Origin of the sequence: Cellulomonas xylanilytica, assembly GCF_007989805.1 — a bacterium.
Lineage (GTDB): Bacteria > Actinomycetota > Actinomycetes > Actinomycetales > Cellulomonadaceae > Cellulomonas > Cellulomonas xylanilytica.
The window spans coordinates 481,537-501,547 of sequence record NZ_BJUB01000001.1 but is presented as its reverse complement, the minus strand read 5'-3'; the positions used below and the strand labels follow the sequence as shown (position 1 = coordinate 501,547).

25 protein-coding genes and 1 riboswitch are annotated in these 20,011 nt (G+C 69.4%); of the genes, 11 read left to right on the top strand and 14 right to left on the bottom strand.

Annotation, left to right across the window (positions count from 1 at the left end):
- Window positions 1-96: 96 nt before the first annotated feature.
- Genes CXY01_RS02170 through CXY01_RS02160 form a run of 3 tightly spaced genes read right to left on the bottom strand, consistent with a single transcriptional unit; the run spans window position 97 to window position 2,653 of the window.
- Window positions 97-489, bottom strand: a complete 393-nt coding sequence (locus CXY01_RS02170; protein ID WP_146925400.1) for an arsenate-mycothiol transferase ArsC — start codon at window positions 487-489, stop codon at window positions 97-99.
- On the bottom strand, window positions 486-1,880 hold the full coding sequence (locus CXY01_RS02165; protein WP_146925399.1) for an FAD-dependent oxidoreductase: 1,395 nt from the start codon (window positions 1,878-1,880) through the stop codon (window positions 486-488). Before CXY01_RS02165 ends, CXY01_RS02170 begins: the two co-directional genes overlap by 4 nt.
- A 17-nt stretch (window positions 1,881-1,897) precedes the next feature.
- A complete protein-coding gene (locus CXY01_RS02160; protein ID WP_246124942.1) occupies window positions 1,898-2,653 on the bottom strand; it encodes an aquaporin in 756 nt (251 codons plus the stop codon).
- A gap of 46 nt (window positions 2,654-2,699) precedes the next feature.
- Between CXY01_RS02160 and CXY01_RS02155 the strand changes: the two genes are divergently transcribed.
- The 10 genes from CXY01_RS02155 (at window position 2,700) to CXY01_RS02110 (ending at window position 11,817) form a co-directional block, all read left to right on the top strand.
- Entirely contained in the window at window positions 2,700-3,374 is a 675-nt protein-coding gene (locus CXY01_RS02155) for an arsenate reductase/protein-tyrosine-phosphatase family protein (protein ID WP_146925398.1), read from the top strand.
- Window positions 3,375-3,396: 22 nt separating this feature from the next.
- The gene (locus CXY01_RS02150; protein WP_146925397.1) at window positions 3,397-4,047 is read left to right on the top strand and encodes an arsenate reductase ArsC; all 651 of its coding nucleotides are present in this window, start codon (window positions 3,397-3,399) and stop codon (window positions 4,045-4,047) included.
- 525 nt (window positions 4,048-4,572) lie between these two features.
- Entirely contained in the window at window positions 4,573-5,439 is an 867-nt protein-coding gene (locus CXY01_RS02145; protein ID WP_146925396.1) for a hypothetical protein, read from the top strand.
- Between the two features lie 204 nt (window positions 5,440-5,643).
- Complete coding sequence (locus CXY01_RS02140; protein ID WP_146925395.1) at window positions 5,644-6,237, top strand: hypothetical protein; 594 nt, start codon at window positions 5,644-5,646, stop codon at window positions 6,235-6,237.
- Window positions 6,225-7,139, top strand: coding sequence for a hypothetical protein (locus CXY01_RS02135; protein WP_146925394.1), 915 nt, complete (start codon window positions 6,225-6,227; stop codon window positions 7,137-7,139). The genes CXY01_RS02140 and CXY01_RS02135 overlap by 13 nt, the downstream gene beginning before the upstream one ends.
- A 38-nt stretch (window positions 7,140-7,177) precedes the next feature.
- Window positions 7,178-7,855 carry an SAF domain-containing protein gene (locus tag CXY01_RS02130; protein ID WP_146925393.1) on the top strand — a complete coding sequence of 226 codons (678 nt, stop codon included), beginning with the start codon at window positions 7,178-7,180 and terminating at the stop codon, window positions 7,853-7,855.
- Window positions 7,852-8,619 (top strand): ParA family protein, encoded by a 768-nt coding sequence (locus tag CXY01_RS02125; protein ID WP_146925392.1) that lies wholly within the window; start codon window positions 7,852-7,854, stop codon window positions 8,617-8,619. Before CXY01_RS02130 ends, CXY01_RS02125 begins: the two co-directional genes overlap by 4 nt.
- A complete protein-coding gene (locus CXY01_RS02120) occupies window positions 8,616-10,061 on the top strand; it encodes a TadA family conjugal transfer-associated ATPase (RefSeq protein ID WP_222594468.1) in 1,446 nt (481 codons plus the stop codon). Before CXY01_RS02125 ends, CXY01_RS02120 begins: the two co-directional genes overlap by 4 nt.
- The gene (locus CXY01_RS02115; RefSeq protein ID WP_146925390.1) at window positions 10,058-10,924 is read left to right on the top strand and encodes a type II secretion system F family protein; all 867 of its coding nucleotides are present in this window, start codon (window positions 10,058-10,060) and stop codon (window positions 10,922-10,924) included. Before CXY01_RS02120 ends, CXY01_RS02115 begins: the two co-directional genes overlap by 4 nt.
- On the top strand, window positions 10,921-11,817 hold the full coding sequence (locus CXY01_RS02110; protein WP_146925389.1) for a type II secretion system F family protein: 897 nt from the start codon (window positions 10,921-10,923) through the stop codon (window positions 11,815-11,817). Before CXY01_RS02115 ends, CXY01_RS02110 begins: the two co-directional genes overlap by 4 nt.
- A gap of 92 nt (window positions 11,818-11,909) precedes the next feature.
- Here the strand turns inward: CXY01_RS02110 and CXY01_RS02105 are convergent, their stop codons facing one another.
- From CXY01_RS02105 to CXY01_RS02055, 11 genes are all read right to left on the bottom strand, one after another.
- Complete coding sequence (locus CXY01_RS02105) at window positions 11,910-12,242, bottom strand: YnfA family protein (protein ID WP_146925388.1); 333 nt, start codon at window positions 12,240-12,242, stop codon at window positions 11,910-11,912.
- 17 nt (window positions 12,243-12,259) lie between these two features.
- Window positions 12,260-12,601, bottom strand: coding sequence for a rhodanese-like domain-containing protein (locus CXY01_RS02100; protein ID WP_146925387.1), 342 nt, complete (start codon window positions 12,599-12,601; stop codon window positions 12,260-12,262).
- 41 nt (window positions 12,602-12,642) lie between these two features.
- Window positions 12,643-12,948, bottom strand: a complete 306-nt coding sequence (gene merT, locus CXY01_RS02095) for a mercuric ion transporter MerT (RefSeq protein WP_146925386.1) — start codon at window positions 12,946-12,948, stop codon at window positions 12,643-12,645.
- Between the two features lie 80 nt (window positions 12,949-13,028).
- Window positions 13,029-13,799: a MerR family transcriptional regulator gene (locus CXY01_RS02090; RefSeq protein WP_146925385.1), complete on the bottom strand. Its 771-nt coding sequence runs from the start codon at window positions 13,797-13,799 to the stop codon at window positions 13,029-13,031.
- 46 nt (window positions 13,800-13,845) lie between these two features.
- Window positions 13,846-14,766 carry a cation diffusion facilitator family transporter gene (locus tag CXY01_RS02085; RefSeq protein ID WP_146925384.1) on the bottom strand — a complete coding sequence of 307 codons (921 nt, stop codon included), beginning with the start codon at window positions 14,764-14,766 and terminating at the stop codon, window positions 13,846-13,848.
- Entirely contained in the window at window positions 14,766-14,945 is a 180-nt protein-coding gene (locus tag CXY01_RS02080) for a hypothetical protein (protein ID WP_146925383.1), read from the bottom strand. The genes CXY01_RS02085 and CXY01_RS02080 overlap by 1 nt, the downstream gene beginning before the upstream one ends.
- Window positions 14,908-15,558 carry a cation diffusion facilitator family transporter gene (locus tag CXY01_RS02075; protein ID WP_246124969.1) on the bottom strand — a complete coding sequence of 217 codons (651 nt, stop codon included), beginning with the start codon at window positions 15,556-15,558 and terminating at the stop codon, window positions 14,908-14,910. Before CXY01_RS02075 ends, CXY01_RS02080 begins: the two co-directional genes overlap by 38 nt.
- A 41-nt stretch (window positions 15,559-15,599) precedes the next feature.
- A complete protein-coding gene (locus CXY01_RS02070) occupies window positions 15,600-15,986 on the bottom strand; it encodes an ArsR/SmtB family transcription factor (RefSeq protein ID WP_246124941.1) in 387 nt (128 codons plus the stop codon).
- A gap of 93 nt (window positions 15,987-16,079) precedes the next feature.
- A complete protein-coding gene (locus CXY01_RS02065) occupies window positions 16,080-17,498 on the bottom strand; it encodes a M23 family metallopeptidase (RefSeq protein WP_246124940.1) in 1,419 nt (472 codons plus the stop codon).
- A 511-nt stretch (window positions 17,499-18,009) separates the two neighbouring features.
- Window positions 18,010-18,312, bottom strand: a complete 303-nt coding sequence (locus CXY01_RS02060) for a hypothetical protein (protein WP_146925380.1) — start codon at window positions 18,310-18,312, stop codon at window positions 18,010-18,012.
- Window positions 18,309-18,608 carry a thioredoxin family protein gene (locus CXY01_RS02055; RefSeq protein ID WP_146925379.1) on the bottom strand — a complete coding sequence of 100 codons (300 nt, stop codon included), beginning with the start codon at window positions 18,606-18,608 and terminating at the stop codon, window positions 18,309-18,311. The genes CXY01_RS02060 and CXY01_RS02055 overlap by 4 nt, the downstream gene beginning before the upstream one ends.
- A 268-nt stretch (window positions 18,609-18,876) precedes the next feature.
- Window positions 18,877-19,029: riboswitch (cyclic di-AMP (ydaO/yuaA leader) on the top strand.
- Between CXY01_RS02055 and CXY01_RS02050 the strand changes: the two genes are divergently transcribed.
- Entirely contained in the window at window positions 19,028-19,819 is a 792-nt protein-coding gene (locus CXY01_RS02050; protein ID WP_146925378.1) for a C40 family peptidase, read from the top strand. (Overlaps the previous riboswitch by 2 nt.)
- The last annotated feature ends 192 nt before the right edge of the window (window positions 19,820-20,011 follow it).

Below are 20,011 nucleotides of genomic sequence, written 5' to 3'. Positions count from 1 at the left end.
AACCGGGAGTGAGAGCCGATCCAACCTCGATAGACAGAACAATCACAGCGGCCTCGCGGGAGCGGACGGGACCACGAACCGAAGGGCAGCGGGGTGCTAGCTCGGCGCCTTCTCGCGCTCGAGCAGGTCGGCGACGAGGCCATCGATGTGGTCGCGAAGAGGGCGGATGCCGTCGACGTCCCACGACGCGGGGTCGGGCAGCGGCCAGACCTCGACGCGGGCGTGGGCGGGGAGGTCGAGCGCGGGCTTAAGCGCCACGATCACGTCAGCCTGGGCGGCGAGCTGCTCGGTCAGAAGCTGGGGCACTTCGCTCCTGCGGTCGATGCCGACCTCAGCGAGCGAGGCGAGGACCTTCTGGCTCACCGCGGCGTCGGGCTCTGTGCCGGCGGAGATGACGGTGACGTCCGAGCCGGCCCGTGCTGCGGCGAGGCCGGCGGCCAGCTGGGACCGCCCGGCGTTGTGGACGCAGACGAACAGGATCGTGGTCATGCGGGTGCTCCCATGGTGAAGGTCGATCGGTGGTGGCCCACCCAGTCCTGGGTGGCCATCTGGACGGCGTCCCACGGTGAGCCGAGGGGTGGGGTGTAGGACAGGTCGAGCTCGCTGACGGCCTCGACGGTCATCTCGTGGAAGAGCGCGGTGGACAAGGTGTCGACCCGCTTGGCGGTCTGAGTGGTCAGACCGCCGACGAGTTGCGCGCCGAGCAGCCGCCCGGTGTCCGCGTCACCGGTGATCCGGATAGAGATCGGTTCCGCGCCCGGGTAGTAGCGCTTGTGGTCGTCGGGAGTCGACTGCGTCGTGAGGGCGGGGTAACCGGCACCACTGGCGTCGTGGTCACGTAGTCCTGTGCGGGCCGCGACGAGGTCGAAGACCTTGACGACCTGGGTCCCGACGCTGCCCGCGTAGCGGGCGGACCCACCGATCGCGTTCTCTCCGGCGACACGGCCCTGCTTGTGGGCGGTGGTGCCCAGCGGGAGGTACGAGCGGCCGAGCAGGCGGTGGTGCGTGATCACGCAGTCCCCTGCCGCCCACACGGCGTCGAGACTCGTGCGCATGTCTGGGCTGACATCGACGGCGTTGGCCGGTCCGGTGGTAGCGCTGGCTGCGACTAGCAGTTTGGTGTCGGGTCGCACCCCCACGACGACAAGGACGAGGTCGACGTCCCATGCGGCTGGTGCGTCGTCAGGCCCGCGTCCCTCGACGTGGAGAGCGGCGTCGCGCTTGGTGATCCGGGTGACGGTGGTGTCGGTGTGGACGTCGACGCCGTGGCGGACCAACTCCGCGTGCACGAGGGCGCCGAGCTCGGGATCGACGGTGGGCAGCACCTCGGGGAGTCGCTCCACCTGGGTGACGTGGATCCCGCGAGCGGTGAGTCCTTCGGCCATCTCCAGGCCGACGTAGCCGGCGCCGACGATCAAGGCGCGACGTGGGGCGGTGCGTTCGATCGATTCCTCGAGCGCGAACGTGTCACCCATGGTGTGCAACAGATGGACGCCGTCCTGCGGACCGACGTCGTCGAGCCCGTCGATCGGTGGCCGCACCGGCACGGCGCCCGTGCCGACCACGAGAGCGTCGTAGCCGATCCACGACTGGCCGCTGCTGTCGCGGACGCGCAGGCGGCGGCCGGAGACGTCGATCTCGGTCGCCAGGGTGTCCAGGCGCAGCCGCATGCCGGTGGCTTCGAGGTCCTGGCGCGTGCGGTGGGCGAGGTTGCGCCAGTGCGTAACCTCACCGGAGATGTAGTACGGGATGCCGCAGATGGAGTAGTTGGGGTAGGCGTCGGCGACCACGACGGTGACCTCGGTCGTCTCGTCGAGCTCGCGGGCGCGCAGCGCCGCGCTGATGCCGGCGTCACTGCCGCCGACCACGACCAGATGCATGGGTGTGCCTTCCTGGGTCAGTGTGCGGGCACGGGATCGAGCTGCTCGGTCGCCTCCGTCACAGCGGCGTCGCGGCCCATCCGCAGCGGGTAGAAGGCCAGGACGGCGCCGAGGCCGAGCGCGGCGCCGATCACCTGCGCGAGCAGGAACGGCGGGACAGAGGCGGGTGCGATGCCGGCAAACGTGTCGGAGAACATCCGGCCGATGCTCACCGCGGGGTTGGCGAAAGACGTCGAGGACGTGAACCAGTACGCCGCCCCGATCCACGCCGCCAATGCGGCCGGCACGATGGCGGCGCGGCCGCTGCGGACCAGCGCAAAGATCACCAGCACGAGCCCGGCGGTCGCGACGACCTCGCCGACCAGCAGTCCAGTGCCGGTGCGCTCGGTGGTGGAGATCGCCGGTGCGACGTCGAACATCACGTTGGCCAGCAGCGCCCCGGCGATGCCGCCAATGCACTGGGCCAGCACGTAGCCGACGACCTCGAGCGGCGACCGCTGCGCCGCACTGCCCCGCGACAGCACCCACTCGGCCGCGGTGACGACGGGGTTGAAGTGCGCCCCGGAGACCGGACCGAACACCACGATCAGAACGGCCAGTCCGAACACCGTCGCCAGAGAGTTGGCCAGCAGCTGGATGCCGACATCTGCCGTCAGGGCTTGGGCCATGATCCCCGACCCCACGACGACGGCCACGAGCAGCGCGGTGCCGACAAACTCCGCCGCCAGCCGGCGCGGGAGGGACAAGGGAACGGGGTCGGATGCTTGGGTCACGGCGGCATCTTGACCCGGCGACAATCACTCAGTCAATATTGACTCAATGAACACTGAGTGGCAGGCAGAGATCGAGCGGCGCGCGACGCTGCACGCCGTGCTGTCCGATCCCGGACGTCTCGCCGTCGTCGAGCTCCTCTCGCTGGGCGACCACTCCCCCTCGGAGCTCTCCGCCGAGCTCGGGATGGCCTCCAACCTGGTCGCGCACCACGTCGGGGTGCTGGTCGACCACGGCCTAGTCTCCCGTCGCCGATCGGAGGGCGACCGGCGCAGGACCTACCTGCACCTGACCGCTAATGCAGCGATGGTTCCGTCGGGTTGGACGATGCCTCGCCCGCGTCGCGTGCTGTTCGTCTGCACCGCGAACTCCGCACGATCGCACCTGGCCGCAGCACTGTGGCACCGCGCCAGCCCGATCACTGCGACCTCGGCCGGCACACATCCGGCCACGGCCGTGGCAGCAGGAGCGCTCGCAGCCGCAGCGCGGCACGACCTCCCTCTGCCGAACGTCAAGCCTCGACCGTTCAACGACGTCCGCCGCGACGACGACCTGGTGGTGACTGTCTGCGACAACGCGCACGAGGAGATGGGCACCGTCGCCGACGTGCACTGGTCGGTGCCCGACCCGGTCCCGGCCGCCGACGACGCCGCGTTCGACGCGGCCTTCGAGGAGATCGCCCGCCGAGTCGAGGACCTTGCCCCCCGCATCGCCCATGCGTGACTGCGTCGAAGGAGACGAAGCCATGACCACGCCCGAGCACCACGACCTCAGCATCGACCAGCGGCACGCGGTGATGAGCGCCGCGGCACGGCTTGCGACCGAGTTCCAGGGGATCTTCGGCGTCGAGACGATCGACCGGTTCCTGACCTCGTCCTACGACCAGTTCGCCGGCCGCGCGACGATCCCCCACTTCCTGCCGCTGCTCGCAGAACGCTTTGCCCGCCAGCGCCTGCACGCCCTGGCCAAGGTCGAAGGCAAGACCCATGACGGACGGCCCGTCGTCCTGTTCCTCTGCGTGCACAATGCCGGCCGCTCCCAGATGGCCCTGGGCTTCCTGCAGCACCACGCCGGAAACTCCGTCGTCGGGTGGTCTGGGGGCTCACAACCCGGCGACGCCATCGAGCCCGGCGCCGTCGCGGTCATGGCCGAACGTGGGATCGACATCGCCCGCGAGTACCCCAAGCCCTGGACTGACGAGATCGTCCGCGCCGCGGACGTCGTCATCACCATGGGATGCGGCGACGCGTGCCCGATCTTCCCCGGCAAGCGCTACGAGGAATGGGAACTCGCCGACCCCGCGGACCTTGCGCTCGACGCTGTTCGCACCGTTCGCGATGACATCGAACGCCGCGTCCTTCGACTCCTCGATTCTCTCGGGGTCGCGGCCGCTTGATCCGCCCGAGCGGGTTCGAGCTGCTGGCGGCGCTGTACGCTATCGAACATGCGTTCGATTCTATTGGTGTGCTGTGCCGCTTGAGCGCGTCCCGCTCCGCGATGCCGCCCGCGATGTGCCGGCCTCGATCCGCGCCGTGGCGATCGTCCGGCCCGAGCGACCGCTCCCGGTTCGGGTGTGGATCGTCGATGGCAAGGGTAGGGATCTCGAGGTCGACGGTGTCGCGGTGGCGTGGACGAGCCGGGCGGTGAATGTCCGCTACCTCGACGCCGGCGGCCGCGAGGGGTTCGTCTGGGTCTGGGCATCCGCTGTGTCGCGTAAGTAGATCCAACGGCAGCTTCAGCCACGGAGCGGGACGCAAACTCCCAGGTCAAGTTCGATGTGATCGCCACGTCCACTGTGTGATCGATGCTCGTCATCGATAGACAAATCGATCACATCGCGCTGTGAAAGACCGCGTGATTCGTCTGTCTATTGCCTCTGAGAAGCCTCAGGTGTCGTCCACCCACGACACCGGAGGCGACCATGGCGGCGACACCGCACCCCGAACCCGAGCACGGCGGCAGCGTCGTCCGGAATCGAGCATCGCTCCTGCAGATGCTCGACGACATCGATCGGGAGGGCTGGGACGGCCCGACGGGCACGACGCTGCTGACCTATCTGCGCGAGCGAGTCGTCCGACCGTTGGCGATCAGTGTCGGGCTGCGCGGCGCCGCCGCATCCCAGGCCGAGTCGACTGCATGGCAGGCATTGTGGGTTGAGCTCACCAAGCCTGGGTTGCGGCACGCGACCTCGCCGTGGGGTGTGCTTGGGCAGGTCGCTCGCCGCCAGCTTCTCGGCGAGATCGTCGCCGCGAGGTTCGCGACGAACGACCGACGCGCTTGGAAGCTCGAGGTCGCGTCCCGGGAGGGCACGGTTGGGCCGGCGATCAGCCTCGACCTCCTGCTGGAGGCCGGCTGGGAGCCGGTCGCGGACGAGACAGACCCGGGGAACTCCACCGATGACGCAGGGCTGGAGACCGCGGCACGCAGAGCCCTCGTCTTGGTGGGATGGAACGAGCAGGAAGCGAGCTCGATCCTCTCGGCGGTGCTCGAGGCGCCGGGTACGCGGGTGGACGACAGGACGCGGTTCCCGGGCTGGCGGGCCATGGCGTCCAGCGTCGGCATTCCCGCCTGGCAAGCCCGCCGACTCACGATCGCCCTGCGAGGCACGAGCGATTGGCCCGGTGTGCTGGCGCGGATCGTCGCGGAGGGGCCGCAAGTCATCGACTCACCGGTCGTGCGAACGGCGCTCATGGCAACCCGCAGGCACTCCTACCGGTCCCCGGTCCTCGCCGCACGAAACGTCGAGGAAGCTCTGGCCGACGCACTTCCACAGCGCCGTGTCGGCTGAGTCTTGTCCACAGATTCCTCGAGACGACCTCGCGTCTTACGCACGGTGTGGCACACCTATCGGCATGGGGATGCATCCAGTCACGGATCGGCCGACCGCTCCGACTCGCGCCCATCACCCGTTTGGGTATGGAATGGGCGCTCCGACGCTGTCGTCGAGCGGTCCCCGCGCAAGCGGAGGCCGTACAGGGGCGGGTGTTTGCCGATGAGAAATCGACAGATCACCAAGGGGGCCGCGACTGCCACAGCGCTGATCGTCGTCGCGGCTCTACTCGGCGCGTGCACGGATCCCGCGCCGACGCCGACACCAGCCCCGTCCGCGACACCATCTACTTCGACGCCGACGCCCAGTCCCACTCCGTCAGTCGACCCGACCATCGCTCAGGCCGAGGCGGCGATCCTCGAGGCGTATCAGGGCTACTGGGATGCCAAGGTCGCTGCATTCGCCAACCCCACGAAGGATCCGGGTCCAGAGCTCGAGAGGTTCGCCGTAGACAAGGCGTTCTCGGACGTCGGCACTGCACTCTTCACCTTCCGCGACAGCGGCATCGCATTCACCGGCGCACCGAGTCTGAACCCGACCGTCTCCAACATCGTCATCGGTGAGCTCGGCAGTGCCACGATCACCGACTGCGTCGATAGCACCGAGTGGCAGCCCGTCTACACCGCAACGGGTGAGTCCGCTGCAGCGCCGGGACAGGCCATGACTGCCCTGACCAATTCGACCGCCTACTGGTATCTCGATCATTGGACGATTCGGACCTCCGACGTGGACCGGGGAACGCCGTGCGACGGCTGATCGCGATCGGATGTGCAGCGATCGCGGCCGTGGCGTTCAGCGATCCCCCGGCACTCGCGGCCGGCGGCGTGAACTGTCCGCCGGGTACTCCCGTGTGCGTCATCGAGGTCGAAAAACCGGGCGATCCGATTGATCCCGGCACCCCGGATCCAGGTGGAACCGAAGTGATCGAGCGCCGTTGTACCGTCTCAGCGACCGGCAAGGACGTGCCATGCCACAGCGATGTGTTCGGTTGGTTCAACGACGGGGATGACTGCTACTGGCGGCGAGTAGAGGCACAACCGCCGGCGACAGATCCCATCTGGGCGGGGCACTACCCAGAGGGGGCCGTGTACTCCGTGGCTTGCGCGCCTACCCACCCGGGCGGTTCGGACGGGTGGGAGTGGGCACCAACGGACCCGCCCGGCTACGGCGGAACCGGGGTCACGCCGGCGCAGTTGGCGCAGCGCGCGGTGGCCCAGCTGGCGCTCACCGGGCCGGCGATCCGGATGACGATCGAGGGCGACGAGGACGGTTTGGTCGGGATCCCGTTGTGGCTGTGGACGGAGGTCGGACCGACAACCTGGGGCCCCAGTTCGGCGACCGCCTCCGTACCAGGCTTGTCGGTGACTGCTACCGCGCAGGCGCGGCTGATCGTGTGGGACATGGGCGACGGACGCACCGAGACGTGCAAGAACCCCGGCACGCCCTACTACACCGGTGGTGTCACGTCCCCGACGTGCCAGCACATCTACGAGCAGTCATCCGCCGGGCAGGCCAACGAGGCGTTCCCGGTCACCGCGACGACGACGTGGGACGTGACGTGGACCGGCGGTGGCGCCTCGGGCGCGCTGACGGTCACGCGGCAGTCCACGGCGAGTGTGCGCATCGGTGAGTTGCAGGTGCTCATCACCCAGGAGTAGTCACCGGCGGCGCGCCCGCCTTGCAGGGGGAGGTTGCCATGACGGCGACGAGTGAGAAGGCGAAGGTGAACGGGTCCGCTGGCGCTGCCCTCCGCGCGCCGAACGTCGTCGCACCGCGAGGGCGACGCAGGCCGGCACTCGTCGTGGCCGGTGTGGCGATGGCCGTGATCGGTGCGTTGGCCGCGGTGTGGCTGGTGTCGAGCTCCGGACAGCGGGTCGACGTTGTCGTCCTTGCCCGAGACGTCCCGTACGGCTCCACCATCACCCGTGACGACCTGACAACCGCCGCCGTCTCGGTCGAGGCAACGGTTGCGACGGTTTCCGCCAGGGACCTTCGCGATGTCGTCGGACAGACGGCCGCCACGGTCCTTGCGAAGGGGTCGTTGCTCTCTCCCGCGGAAGTCACAACGACCGGGGTTGTACAGCCAGGCGAGGTGCTCGTGCCCCTGCCGTTGACGGTCGAGAAGATGCCCGCGGGAGGCCTCACGGCAGGTGAGCATCTCGGGATCGTGGATGCGCCGCCGCAAGGAGCTGATCCGGTGCCGGAAGAACCGCTGTCCTTGTCGGCGACGGTCGTGCGCGTCGGTGTTCCGGATATCAACGGCCTGGTGATCGTCGACGTGATGACCGACGTGGAGGACGGGCCGGCGGTGGCCATGCGGGCGGCGACCGGCCGCTTCGCGCTTGTCGTGGTCCCTGCTCAAGGTGCGAAGTGAGCGTCGTGGCCGTGTGCTCCACCCACGGCGCGCCTGGAGTGACCACGACGGCGCTCGCGATGACCTGGGTGTGGCCATTGGTTCATCCGGATCGCCGCGTGCTGTTGGTCGACGCAGACCCAGCCGGCTCCGGGCTGCTCACGGGGTACCTCCACGGCAGTGTGCCTGCCGCAGGCGGAACGGTGGCGCTCGCGGTGAATCGCGGCCCGCTGTCGGTCGAACAGATCATCGAGTGCTCCGTGGCCATCGATGCAGGCTCTACGCGCATGGTCTTGGCGGGTATTGCGGATCCGAGGCAGGCCCGCCCCCTCGCTGCGATGTGGAACGCCTTGGTCGACGCCACCCGCGACCTCGGAAGGGTAGGCATCGACGTGGTGATCGATGTCGGCCGGGTGGGCCATCGCTACGAGCCCACCCCGCTCCTGGTCGGCGCCGATGTCGTCGCCGTCGCCGTGCGGCCGGATCTCGCCTCCGTCGTGCCCGCGGCCGCAGCTGTGCTGACGCTGCAGGAGGCCCGTGGGGCGCGCATCGCACCCGTGGCAATGGTGATCGGGGACGGTTACTCCCCCGTCGAAGTCGCGACCGCGCTGCGTGCGGGTTGCGCCGTCTCCGTCGCGCGAGACCAATGGGCGGCGTCCGCGCTAGCAACCGGTGGCGCCCAAGGATGGCGATTCGACAGGTCCCCGTTGCTGCGGTCGATCCGTGGCGTCATCGAGCGGTTGGCCGAACTGGCGCCGTCCCCGTCCCTGGCGGTGTCGTCGTGACTGGGCTGGACGAGACCATCCGCCTCGGAGCGTCCACGAATGGCTCAGGTCCGACAGCGACGCATGTGGCGAACGCGGCCGGCCCAGTCCTCCCGGCGCCCGATCTGTCGGTGGTGCGCGACGTCCGCCGAACGGTCGCGGACCGCTTGGCGGAACGACTGCAGGCCCAGCATGTCGACTCACCCGCAGCGCGCCGCGAGCTCGCGCGCTCCCTGGTCGCTGCGGAGCTGTCCGAAAGAGGGCGGGAGCGCGTGCGCCGGGGGGAGGATCCATGGCCCATCGACACGGAGATGGCTACCTCGCGCGCAGTGATGGCGGCGCTGTTCGGTCTCGGCCGGTTGCAGCCTCTGATCGAGGACCCGACGGTGGAGAACATCGAGGTCGACGGGTACGACACCGTCTGGGTGTCCTACGCCGATGGACGCGACGAACGGGTTCCACCCATCGCCGACTCGGACGCCGAGTTGATCGAGATCCTGCAGCTGCTCGCCGCTCGCACCGGCAATGCGGAGCGGACGTTCTCCTCCGCCCACCCGGCACTGCACCTGCGTCTCGAGGATGGGTCACGCCTCGCGGCAGTGGCTTGGACAACCCCTAAACCACACGTCGTGATTCGCCGGCACCGCGTTCGCGACGTCGACCTCGACGACCTCATTGACCTCGGCACCCTCGACAGCGTGCTGGCGCAGTTCCTGCGGGCAGCCGTGCGGGCCGGAAAGAACGTGGTGGTCACGGGGCTGCAGAACGCGGGCAAGACGACCCTGATCCGCGCATTGGCCAACGAGTTCGCCCCGATGGAGCGATTTGCCACCATCGAGAAGGAGTACGAGCTCCACCTGCACGACCTGCCCCACCGCCATCCCCGGGTCGTGGCCCTGGAGGCCCGCGAGGGTTCCGCGGAGAGGGACGCGGCCGGTCGGCGCGCCGGAGAGATCACGCTGTCGGACCTCGTCGTCGATGCGCTGCGGTTGAACTTGCGCCGGATCATCGTCGGGGAGGTCAGGGGCCCCGAGGTCCTGCCGATGCTCGAGGCGATGTCGACCGGCGACGGATCGCTGTGCACCGTGCACTCCCGCTCCGCCCAGCACGCCGTGGACCGCATCGTGACGCTGTGCCTGTCCGCCGGAGTCTCGATGACCGACACGTTCGCCTACCGGCTACTGGCCGGGTCGGTCGACCTCTTCGTGCACATCGAGCTCATCGATGACACGTCGACGGGCGGACGGCGGCACCGGTTCGTGTCGCAGGTCGTGGAGATCGTCGGCCTCGGGGAGACAAACCGTCCAGCCAACACGACGGTCTTCGGACCCGGATCCGACGGTCGGGCGGTCCCCCTGCACCGGCCACAGTGCCTGCCCGAGCTCGTCCGCGTCGGCTTCGACCCTTCGCTACTGGACCAGCGCAATGGCACGTGGACGCTTCCGCTCGGAGCCCGGCCATGACTCCGGTGCTCGCCGCCCTCAGCGGTGCCCTACTCGTTGCCGGGGTACTGGTCGCCTCGCTGGGGCTGCAGCGAGTCGAAGCCGAGACCGTTCGAGTGCGACGCACCCGTTCACGGCGTTCGGTGGACGGATGGTGGGGTCGCTGGCGGTGGCCACTCGCGGCAGCTGCCGGGCTGCTGGGTTGGGCGGTCACCCAGTGGCCGGTCGCAGCGCTCATCGTCGTGGCCGCCGTGATCGGACTCCCGTACCTGCTCGGCTCGGCGAAGGTCGCCGCGCGCGCGATCGATCGAGTCGAGGCCATCGAGGAGTGGACCCGCCGCCTGGCCGACGTCCTGGCTACGGGAGTGGGTCTCGAGCAAGGAATCCTTGCCTCCGCCACCACGTGCCCTCCGCCGTTGACTCAGGACGTCGGAGCGCTGGTCGCACGGATCTCCGCCAGGTGGCCGACCGATCAGGCTCTGCGCGCCTTCGCCGACGATCTGAACGACGCCGCCGGGGATTTCGTCGTCGCCTCGCTGCTGCTGGCCTCGCGCCGCCGCGGACCTGGTCTGTCGGGGGTGTTGACCGCCGTGGCCGGCTCGGTCGCAGATGAAGTGGCCGTGCGGCGCAAGGTGGAGGCCGAACGCGCCCGACCCCGCTCCACCGCGCGCCTGGTCACTCTGATCACGCTCGTTGTCGCCGGCCTGCTGATGCTCAACGGCACCTACCTGCAGCCCTACGGCGACGGCCTGGGCCAGCTCGTCCTGGCCGTCATCGCGGCAGCGTTCGCGGGATGCCTTCTGTGGATCCGAGCCCTGACCCTCACCCCACCGGAACCTCGCTTCCTGACACGACACGACGTCGGCACCGGGGGTGCCTCATGACGACGTGGATCGTGCTGCTTGCCGGGGCCCTCGTCGGCGGCGGGATCGTCGTCACCATCGCCGGTGCGACACCGACGCGCCCCGACCTGGCGGCCGCCGTCGAACGACTCCTGCCTGCGAACGGTGCCGTCGCCACCGTGGCCCCAGAAGGCGTGCCCGGGCGCCTCGACGGGGTCCGGCGAGCGGTGCTGCCGCAGGCCGTTCAGACGTTCGGGCTGCGCCGGTACGGCGCAGACCTCAACATGCTGAACCAACAGCCCGAGGACCTCGCCGCCCGCAAGATCGGGTACGGCATGCTCGGTCTAGTCTTCCCAGCCTTGATGGCCACCCTCCTGCTGGCAGCCGGCGTCCACCTGCCGTTCGCCGTCCCCGCCATTGCCGGGCTGGTGCTGGGAGGCGTGTTCTTCCTGCTGCCGGACCTGAGCCTTCGCACTCAAGCCACGGCGGCCCGGGCCTCCATGCGTGCGGCTACCTGCGTCTTCCTCGAGCTGGTCGCGATGGAGCGCATCGCCGACGCCGGACCCACCGAAGCGCTCGACCGCGCTGCCGCGATCGGCGGATCCGCCGAGTTCGCCCGCATCCGCGACGCACTCCTGCGCGCAGAGCTCGGCGGCGACCCGTCGTGGACCGGTCTGACCCAGCTCGCGGCAACGACCGGTGTCACGGAGCTCGGCGACCTGGCCGACATCATCCGCATCGCCGGCCAGGACGGCGCCGCCGTCTACTCCACCCTGCGCGCCCGCGCTGCCTCCCTGCGCAACCAGCTGCTCGCCACCTCGACCGCGAAGGCGAACGCCGCCTCTGAGCACATGGTCGTCCCCGTCTCCCTGCTCGGCCTGTGCTTCATGGCCCTGCTCGGCTACCCCGCCTTCGTGCGGATCCTTCTGAGCTGATCACCCGAACGGAGAACGACATGGACACCCTCGTGATGCTGACCTTCCTCAACGGCTATGTCACCACCGCGCGACACCGGCCTAACCGGGGCTCAGGTGCGCGGCGCGTACATGATCACGGCGACCCCAAGGAGGCAGATCGCGGCGCCGATGATGTCCCAACGGTCGGGCTGGAACTTGTCGACGGCCATGCCCCAAGCGAGAGAGCCGGCGACGAAGATCCCGCCGTACGCGGCCAGGATCCGGCCAAAGTTCGCGTCGGGCTGCAGTGTGGCGATGAACCCGTACGCGCCGAGGGCGACTACGCCCGCACCGATCCACAGCACACCGCGGTGATCTCGCACGCCCTGCCAGATCAGCCATGCTCCGCCGATCTCAGCGAGGGCCGCGACAACGAAGAGAAGGAAGGAGCGCAGCAGGGTCATGGGAGCAGTCTCGCCCGTCAGCTCGCGGCTGCGGTGCGTTCCATCGGGAGACCGGCGCTGAACCAGTCGGCCTTGCCGCCGACATACACGCGCACGTCGGTGTAGCCGAGGTCGGTGAGCGCCGCCGCGGTGATCTTCGAGCGGCCGCATCCAGGACCAGAGCAGTACACGACCACCGTCCGGTGCAGGTCGGGGACTATGCGGGCTGCGTCCTGGGCGGTGACCTGGCGGCCAGGGACGTTGATGGCGCCGGGCAGGTGCTCAGCGTCGTAGTGCGCTGCGGGCAGCGCCTCAACGAGAGTGATGCTGCCCTCGCTCATCGCGCGCACCAGCTCCTGGCGGGTGATGGCCGTCGTCATGGTGGGTCCTTTCGGCGAGGTCGTGGCGAGTCCGGGCGTGGTCAGCAGCCTCCGCCGCAGCCGCAACCGGTGTTGCAGGCGGTCACCGCGGCGGCCCGACGTCGCCGACGGATCCAGAGCCCGGTCCCGACCAGCGCACCGACGAGCACGACCACCCCGAGCGCGACGGCCTCCCCGCCGGCAAGGAACGCCCCCAGCCCGGCGGCGAGCCCGCCGGCGGCGATCAGGGGCAGCGAGCAGGCCAGGGCGCACGCCGCGGCAATCCCGATGCCGGCCAGGACGCCCTTCTTCTTGTTGCTGGTCGTGGGGGTGGTGGTCGCGTGGTCGTGGGTGGTCGGGGTGCTCATGGCGGCTCCTCGGTGGGTCTCGGGCAGGGCGGATCGCGGCCGGAACTGTGCGGATACCGGTCGAGTCGAACGTGCGGATTTCAGGCAGCGGTGCCGAACATCGCCGCGACCACGTCGGCAGCTTCCCCGGGCGCCTCGACTTCGAGGCGGACGTGGCCGGTGGTCATCGTCAGGGTGAAGGTGAAGAACGTGCAGCAGTCTTGCTCGGCGGCGGCGAGCCGAGCGACTTCGACGACCAACTCGGGCGAGGCGACGAACTTGAGAGCAACGCCGTCGGCGATCGGCTCGCGCTTGACGGCGCGGGCGACCAGCGCCTGCCAGTCGGAGATGCGGTCCGGCACCGCCCCGGCGTCGAGGGAGCACGCGATCAGCGGCACGTCCGGCACAGCGACGGCCGGAGCGCGGGTCAGCGGGACGAAGGTGCGTCGGTCGGCCAGCGGCTCGGGCGCTGCTGTCGTGCACGGGCACCCGTCCCCGCAGGGACCCGAGGCCGGAGCTGCGTCGAGTCGGGCGGAGACGGTCTGCAGCTGGGCGGCCAGCGCGACGAGGTCGCCGATGCGTGTCTGCGTCTCGGCCAAGCGCAGGGCGACCATCTCGACGACGTGGTGAGCGACGGTGGAGCAGTCCTCGACGTCGTAGGCCTGCACCAGCTCGGCGACGTCGGCCAGCGGGATGCCGAGGTTTTTGGTCGCGGTGATGAACCGCAGCCGCGCGAGGTCAGCGTCGTCGTAGGACCGGTACCCGTTGCTGCCTCGGGCGGGCTGGTCGACCAGGCCGATGTCCTCGTAGTAGCGCAGCGTCGTGGCGGGCACCCCGACGAGGTCTGCGACTTCTGCGATGCGGTAGCTCATGCAGCGACCGTAAACCTTCGACCCGAGTCGAAGGTCAAGCCCTCTCTTAGGCGTGGCTGGAGTGCTCGTGGTTCCGATGCGCTGCTGGTTCCACCTGGAAGGTGGAGTGCTCGACCGGGATGTCGAAGTGGGTGGCGAGGCACTCCTGGAGCTGGTCGAGGATCCGACCGGCGTGGCCGTCGTTGAAGCAGCCTTCTTCCACGACGACGTGCGCACTGAGCACGGGCAAACCAGTGGCGATCAAGGAGGCGTGCAGGTCGTGGACCTCGCGCACGTGGTCGACCTCGAGCAGGTGTCGGCGCACGTCGTCGAGGTCGAGGCCGGCGGGGGTCGACTCGAGCAGGACAGCGGCGGTCTCCAGTAGCAACTTGATCGCCCGCGGAAGGATCAAGGCGCCGATCACCAGGCCGGCGACGGCGTCGGCCTGCAGCCAGCCGGTGGTGGCGATGACGATGGCGGCCACGATGACCGCCACGGAGCCGAGGGCGTCGTTGAGGACCTCGAGGAACGCGGCGCGCAGGTTGAAGTTCGCCGATCGGCGCCCGGCGAGGACCAGGAGCGCAGCGAGGTTGCCGACCAGGCCGATGATGCCGAAGATCACCAGCTCGCCCGCGGCGATCTCCGGTGGTCTGGACAGCCGTCGGACGCCTTCGACGAGCACGTAGACGCCGACGGCGAGCAGCACGGCCGACTGGGCCAGGGCGGCGAGTACCTCAGCGCGGCGGAAGCCCCAGGTGCGCTTGGAGGAAGCGGCGCGCAGTGACAGGTTCGCCGCGAACAGCGCGAGGGCCAGGCCACCGACGTCGGTCAGCATGTGCGCCGTGTCGACCAGCAGCGCGAGGCTGCCGGTGATGAGCGCACCGACCGCCTGGGCGAGCAGGATCGCCGCGCTGATCGCGAACGCGATCGTGAGTCGAGCGCGGTGATCGCCACCGCCGGCCGCACTGTGGTCGTGATCGTGGCCCATCAGACCACCGTTTCGAGAGGGACGCCGGTGAGGCCGTTGAACCCGGACGATCCGGTGCGCCGGCATTGCATCGTGGTGCGAACACCGAACGTGATCGCCACGCCCGTGGTCAACAGCACAAGCGTGAAGCCGGTCAGGACGTCACCGCCCCTCATCACCGCCACCGTCATCGTCGTCATCGTCGTCATCCTCGACGAGCTCTCCTTCCCAGGCTTCCTTGCCCTCGTGGATGGCGAACGCAGCAATGACGAACCCGGCGACGGGATCGAGCCACGCCGCACCGGTCAGCTCGTAGAGCCCGACCCCCATCAGGGTGGAGATGCTCAGCAGGACGCAGATCTTCGTCTCGGCCGCATCGGCCAGGATCAGGTTGTCGCGCAGGGCGAGGCCCACTCGACGCTTGGCGGCTGCCAGCAGCGGCATCACGATCAGCGACGCGGTCAGCAGGACGAGGGCGACCGGGGAGCTGTCGGGCGCCTCGCCGTCCAAGAGGCTGCGTACGCCCTCGACGGTAACGTAGCCGGCCAGGACGAAGAAGGTCACCGCGACCAGTCGCAGGACCAACTTCTCCTTTGCCTCGTCCGCGTGTCCGTGGCGGAGTCGCGCCGACAGGCGAAGGGCGACCAGGATGCCGGCGATGGACTCGATCGCCGAGTCGATGCCGAACCCGATCACCGAGACCAGACCCGCCAGAACACCCGCGGTGATGGCTACCGCGCCTTCGACGACGTTGTACGCGACGGTGAACTGTGCAAGACGGAGGCCGCGCCGCGTAAGCCGCTCCACGTCCATGTCGGTCAAGCGGGAGGTCGGCGCTGACGGGCGAGGTGTCGTCATCGGGCGTCCATCGCCGGGTCCGATGTCGAACCGAAGGTGGGGCACAGCGTGACAGCGTCGCCGGTGACCGCCAAGAGATTCTCCGCGGCGCGCAGCAGAGCGAGCGTCTGCGCGGGGTGGGCTAGGGAGTACACGGATGCTCGCCCCTGCGGCCGAACTTCGACGACCGCGCAGTCGACGAGGCATGCCAGGTGCTTGCTCACCGTGGACTGCGCCAGACCCAAGTGCCGAGTCAGGTCGACCACCCGGTGCTCGCCACCCAACAGGTGCTGCACGATCGCCAGTCTGGACCGGTCGCCGAACCCACGGAACAGGCAACTGGCTGCGTCCAGCGCGGCTAGCTCCGGTGCGGCAGCATCGGATTCCGCAGTTATCATCGCCATTCGACGATGATAACTCGGCCCCACGGGGCGACGTCAAGACGCGCTCGTGCAGCTCTTGGCATCGGCGCGGTGGCCTCCCCTTCGAGCTGTCCCTCAGCGGCCCAGCAGAGGTCGCGGGTTCACGGTCGCACCGTTCACGTAGACCTCGAAGTGCAGATGGCACGCGCCCGAGAGACCCGTGTTGCCGGCGTAGCCAATCAGCTGCCCCTTGCCCACGTCCTGTCCCGCCCTGACGACCGACCGGGTGAGGTGGTTGGAGCTGCTCATGACGGCATTCCCCTCGACCGTGCCGTAGTCGAGCATGACCTGGTTGCCGAAGCCGTTGCGCCACTGCGACCACAGCACGGTGGCGTCGCGCGGGGCGTACAGGGGCGTGTTGCACCCGGTGCGGAGGTCGATGCCGGCGTGCAGGCGCACGTAGCCGAGGATCGGGTGCAGTCGCATCCCGTACTCGGAGGTGATGTACATCGGGTTGATCGACGTCGGGTTGGCGAACAGCGCTCCGGACACGGGGCCGGACGGTGGCGGCGCCGGAACCGGAGCAGGTGGTGGCGGCGGCGGTTCCCGGCCGGCTGCTTCGGCGGCTGCGCGCGCTGCGGCGTCGGCAGCGGCACGCGCGGCGGCCTCGGCGGCACGTGCCGCCGCCTCGGCGGCTTCACGGGCGGCTCGCTGCTCAGCGATGATCGCAACGAGCTCGCGCTCGATGGCCGCGCGTTGGGCGTCGATCTCGGACTGCTCCGCCTCGGCCTGCGCCTTGAGCGACGCAATTGCTTCCTGCTTGGCGCTCTGGTCAGCGATGAGCCGCTCGATCTCGTCCTCGCGCGATTCCGCAACCTTCCGGGCGGCTTCGGCGGCGACGACGTTGGCCTCCGCCTGCTCCTTCAGCTCCGCGACGCGGTCGGAGACCGCGCCGAGTCGTGCCTCACTGTTGCGGTTGTTCGCGTCGACCTGGCGCAGCTCGTCCAGGACACGCGCCTGCGTGCGCAGCGCCGCGTCGACGAGGCGTGCGTTGTCGAGGAAGTCCGTGGCGTCCTCTGCGTCGAGTATCACGTCCAAGGGCGAGACCCCCGGAGCACCCCGGTAGGCCTCCCTCGCCATCATCCCGACGGCCTCGCGAAGCTCCTCCTCGTCGGCACGATCGGCGGCGATGGTGGCGACCAGGCTCCCCCGCAGATCCGTCGCGTCCTGGAGCCGACTTGCGACCGCGGCTGCCTCACGCTGGGTCGCCTCCAGCGCCACGCGAGCCTCCTCGAGCTCGGCCTGTGCGGCTGGCAAGCGCGCCTGGGTCGCCTCCAGGTCGAGCGCGGCCCGGCCGAGGTCGCTGCTGAGGCCCTCGATGGAAGCTTCCAGCTCCTCGGCCCGACGGTCGGCCGCGCTGCTGCGGCGTTCCGCCTCGGCACGCCGGTCGTCGATGCCGTCTGCGTAGCTGGCCCCTCCTGTGCCCGTCACCGTGATGACGGCGGCGAGAAAGACGGCTCCCGTCCGGTGCCGCAGCAGACCGGTGATCGCCACCGGTGTGGGCGTCGACCTGAACGGAGTTGGCGTACCGCGAGAGAACAGCGACATGTGCGTGAGGGCCGGTTCGGGGACAGGACGGTCTAGGTGCGGCCCTGGGCAGGCTACGCGCGAGTAGCAACGCGGACGGTCCGACACGCGCCGCATCGGCGCGGCCTACTTTTCATGCAGTCCGCCTGCACCTTGCGGACCGCAGCATCTCGTTCTTCCGGCAGGCATGCGCCCCCAAGGCGCCCCACTGTTCGTCTGGTGAATGCAGTTCAGCGCTGCGATCACACCCGCGTAACTACTCCTACGACGGCAGAGCCCGCAGTTTCGACCGGCTCCAAGAGTGCGTCGACGCAGTTCGACGTCAACCCGAGTACTCCACCCTCCGGTGGAACCGCCGCACACGTCGCGACCTCGAGCGCCCAGAGACCCGCCCCCCGACACGCACGTCTATTGCTGAATCCAGAATGCGAGTCCGCCTTGGCGGCACGGAGGCCCTCGCCTTCCCCGTGCTTGCGCGTCAGGGAAGGAATCGGTCGATCCAGCTCAGGACCGGTCCGATCACACGACGTTCGTGCCATCCACGCTGCACGACGAACGCGCGCACGCGCCGGACCACGGCGCGTCCGCGACCTGCCGCTGACGCCTGCCGACGGTCGGCGGCCTCGGTCGCTCGCCGGCTCAGATACCTAGCGCAACCCGCACACACCGCCACTTCCGGATGCGCGCCAAGGTGCCACAGAGCGTCCTGTGCGAAGGTGCCGCCGCAGCACCAGCACAGATCGTCGAGCGTCTCCAGCGGCGACTCGGGGATCGCGGTCATGAGAGCACCTCGACCAACTGGTCGACAGAAGGCGACCCTGCCAGCCCGTCGGCCGTCGAGTAGAGCCGGCAGCTAAGCGAGCCAGTCGCACCCGGGCGGCCGAAAGGGTCGACACCATCTAGGAGGATCGTCGGCGACCCGATGAAGCCGACACGCGCTGCGTCGGCCGCGGTCTCCACACGCTCGAGGACGATCGCGACGTCCCCGTGGCCGGTGCAGTCCAGCGCCGCCCGCAGTCGCTGCTGTGCCAGCCGCCAGTTCGGGCATCCGTCGAAGTAGCGAAGCGTCACGTCCACGGGACCATCGTTGCATCGGCGTTCAAGAGCCTCCACTGCCGGGCATGACCGGTCCGCACTCTCAACCAGGGTTTGCCGGATGGGCTGATCGGTCAGGAGCCACGCCGGCCGCGGTCAATCTGTCGTGCGTGTCGACAGCCGGTCAGCGGGACAACGATGAAGGTTCAATGAAGTCTGCCGGCCGACGGGCCGATCTGACCGGCGCACTCCTTAGGATCACGGGGTCGGCGACCGTCCGACACACCCGCAGCTGGGCGCCGAGCCCTGCCACCACTGCGGGCCCGCAACAGTGATGGCAGGGACGGGGGAACCAAGAACGTGGACGCCGAACCGGCGTCCTTGGGGTGAAGCCAGCACGTCTGGCCGGGCGACTCTCTCCCGAACCCGACAGCTCACCTCGAAGGCGTCAGGGAGGCTCCATGCTCGCTCGCTCCGCCGCGCGCCACCGCGCCACCGGCCGCTCATTGACCGCGCTTGATGACATCGCCGCAGCGTCGGCCGAAGGGATGGCGACGGCCGGTCGTCGCTCTGCGGCGGCCGTGCTCACGTCCGGGCTCGTGGTCTCGATGGCCGGGACCCCAAGCCATGCGGCCCAGAGCACCGAATCAGCATGGGCCTTCGGGTCGGTGGACACCGCTGCGCTGACCGAGCCTGCGCGTGCCGCACTCGCGTCCCAGGTGGTCGTCCCGACGGACGTGGCATGGACCTTTGAGGTGCCGGCCGTCACTGCGGTCGCGCCTCCACCGCCTCCGGTGCCGGAGGTTCCTGCCCCTGCTTCGCGATCGCGCGAACGGGCGGCTGCCGCGGCGCCCGCTGACTCGGCCGCTGCAACGCCTGCCGAGTCATCTGCGCCCGCCGTCGCGCTCCCGGCCAGCGCCAACGGCAATGCGATCGTCGAGATCGGTATGCGGTACGTCGGAGTTCCCTACGTGGCAGGCGGCACGACGCCCGACGGCTTCGATTGCTCCGGCTTCACGTCCTACGTCTTTGCTCAGGTAGGCATCTCCCTGCCGCGCACCTCGTCGGCACAGCGCAACGCCGGCACAGTCGTATCCCGGGCGGACGCTCAGCCGGGGGACCTGATCTGGTCGCCGGGCCACATCTCGATCTACATCGGAGACAACCTCCAGATCGACTCCCCGCGTCCCGGCAAGACGATCCAGGTGCGAGAGATCTGGCAGTCCAGCCCCACGTTCATCCGGGTTGGCTGACGCCGTTGACCGTGAGCACGTCTACGAATCCGGTATGGCCGTGAGCCCGGGCCTGACCGCGTGCTCCCTCTGTGTGGGCGAGACACTCGGTGACACAGATACCGCCAGCGGCGGTCAGCTGGAGCGCCTGCGACGACTTGAAGCACGCGGCGTGACCCGCTTGACGCTGTCGGAGTGCCTCGACGAGTGCAA

What these genes read in the sequence shown, in the direction of transcription:
- merT (WP_146925386.1), bottom strand. Translation starts at nt 12,948, where the DNA reads ATGAGCACCCCGACCACCCACGACCACGCGACCACCACCCCCACGACC.
- CXY01_RS02060 (WP_146925380.1), bottom strand. Translation starts at nt 18,312, where the DNA reads ATGACCGCGATCCCCGAGTCGCCGCTGGAGACGCTCGACGATCTGTGC.
- CXY01_RS02070 (WP_246124941.1), bottom strand. Translation starts at nt 15,986, where the DNA reads ATGGCGATGATAACTGCGGAATCCGATGCTGCCGCACCGGAGCTAGCC.
- CXY01_RS02140 (WP_146925395.1), top strand. Translation starts at nt 5,644, where the DNA reads ATGAGAAATCGACAGATCACCAAGGGGGCCGCGACTGCCACAGCGCTG.
- CXY01_RS02170 (WP_146925400.1), bottom strand. Translation starts at nt 489, where the DNA reads ATGACCACGATCCTGTTCGTCTGCGTCCACAACGCCGGGCGGTCCCAG.
- CXY01_RS02165 (WP_146925399.1), bottom strand. Translation starts at nt 1,880, where the DNA reads ATGCATCTGGTCGTGGTCGGCGGCAGTGACGCCGGCATCAGCGCGGCG.
- CXY01_RS02090 (WP_146925385.1), bottom strand. Translation starts at nt 13,799, where the DNA reads ATGAGCTACCGCATCGCAGAAGTCGCAGACCTCGTCGGGGTGCCCGCC.
- CXY01_RS02105 (WP_146925388.1), bottom strand. Translation starts at nt 12,242, where the DNA reads ATGACCCTGCTGCGCTCCTTCCTTCTCTTCGTTGTCGCGGCCCTCGCT.
- CXY01_RS02100 (WP_146925387.1), bottom strand. Translation starts at nt 12,601, where the DNA reads ATGACGACGGCCATCACCCGCCAGGAGCTGGTGCGCGCGATGAGCGAG.
- CXY01_RS02130 (WP_146925393.1), top strand. Translation starts at nt 7,178, where the DNA reads ATGACGGCGACGAGTGAGAAGGCGAAGGTGAACGGGTCCGCTGGCGCT.
- CXY01_RS02155 (WP_146925398.1), top strand. Translation starts at nt 2,700, where the DNA reads ATGAACACTGAGTGGCAGGCAGAGATCGAGCGGCGCGCGACGCTGCAC.
- CXY01_RS02075 (WP_246124969.1), bottom strand. Translation starts at nt 15,558, where the DNA reads ATGGACGTGGAGCGGCTTACGCGGCGCGGCCTCCGTCTTGCACAGTTC.
- CXY01_RS02115 (WP_146925390.1), top strand. Translation starts at nt 10,058, where the DNA reads ATGACTCCGGTGCTCGCCGCCCTCAGCGGTGCCCTACTCGTTGCCGGG.
- CXY01_RS02080 (WP_146925383.1), bottom strand. Translation starts at nt 14,945, where the DNA reads ATGACGACGATGACGGTGGCGGTGATGAGGGGCGGTGACGTCCTGACC.
- CXY01_RS02145 (WP_146925396.1), top strand. Translation starts at nt 4,573, where the DNA reads ATGGCGGCGACACCGCACCCCGAACCCGAGCACGGCGGCAGCGTCGTC.
- CXY01_RS02085 (WP_146925384.1), bottom strand. Translation starts at nt 14,766, where the DNA reads ATGGGCCACGATCACGACCACAGTGCGGCCGGCGGTGGCGATCACCGC.
- CXY01_RS02050 (WP_146925378.1), top strand. Translation starts at nt 19,028, where the DNA reads ATGCTCGCTCGCTCCGCCGCGCGCCACCGCGCCACCGGCCGCTCATTG.
- CXY01_RS02110 (WP_146925389.1), top strand. Translation starts at nt 10,921, where the DNA reads ATGACGACGTGGATCGTGCTGCTTGCCGGGGCCCTCGTCGGCGGCGGG.
- CXY01_RS02150 (WP_146925397.1), top strand. Translation starts at nt 3,397, where the DNA reads ATGACCACGCCCGAGCACCACGACCTCAGCATCGACCAGCGGCACGCG.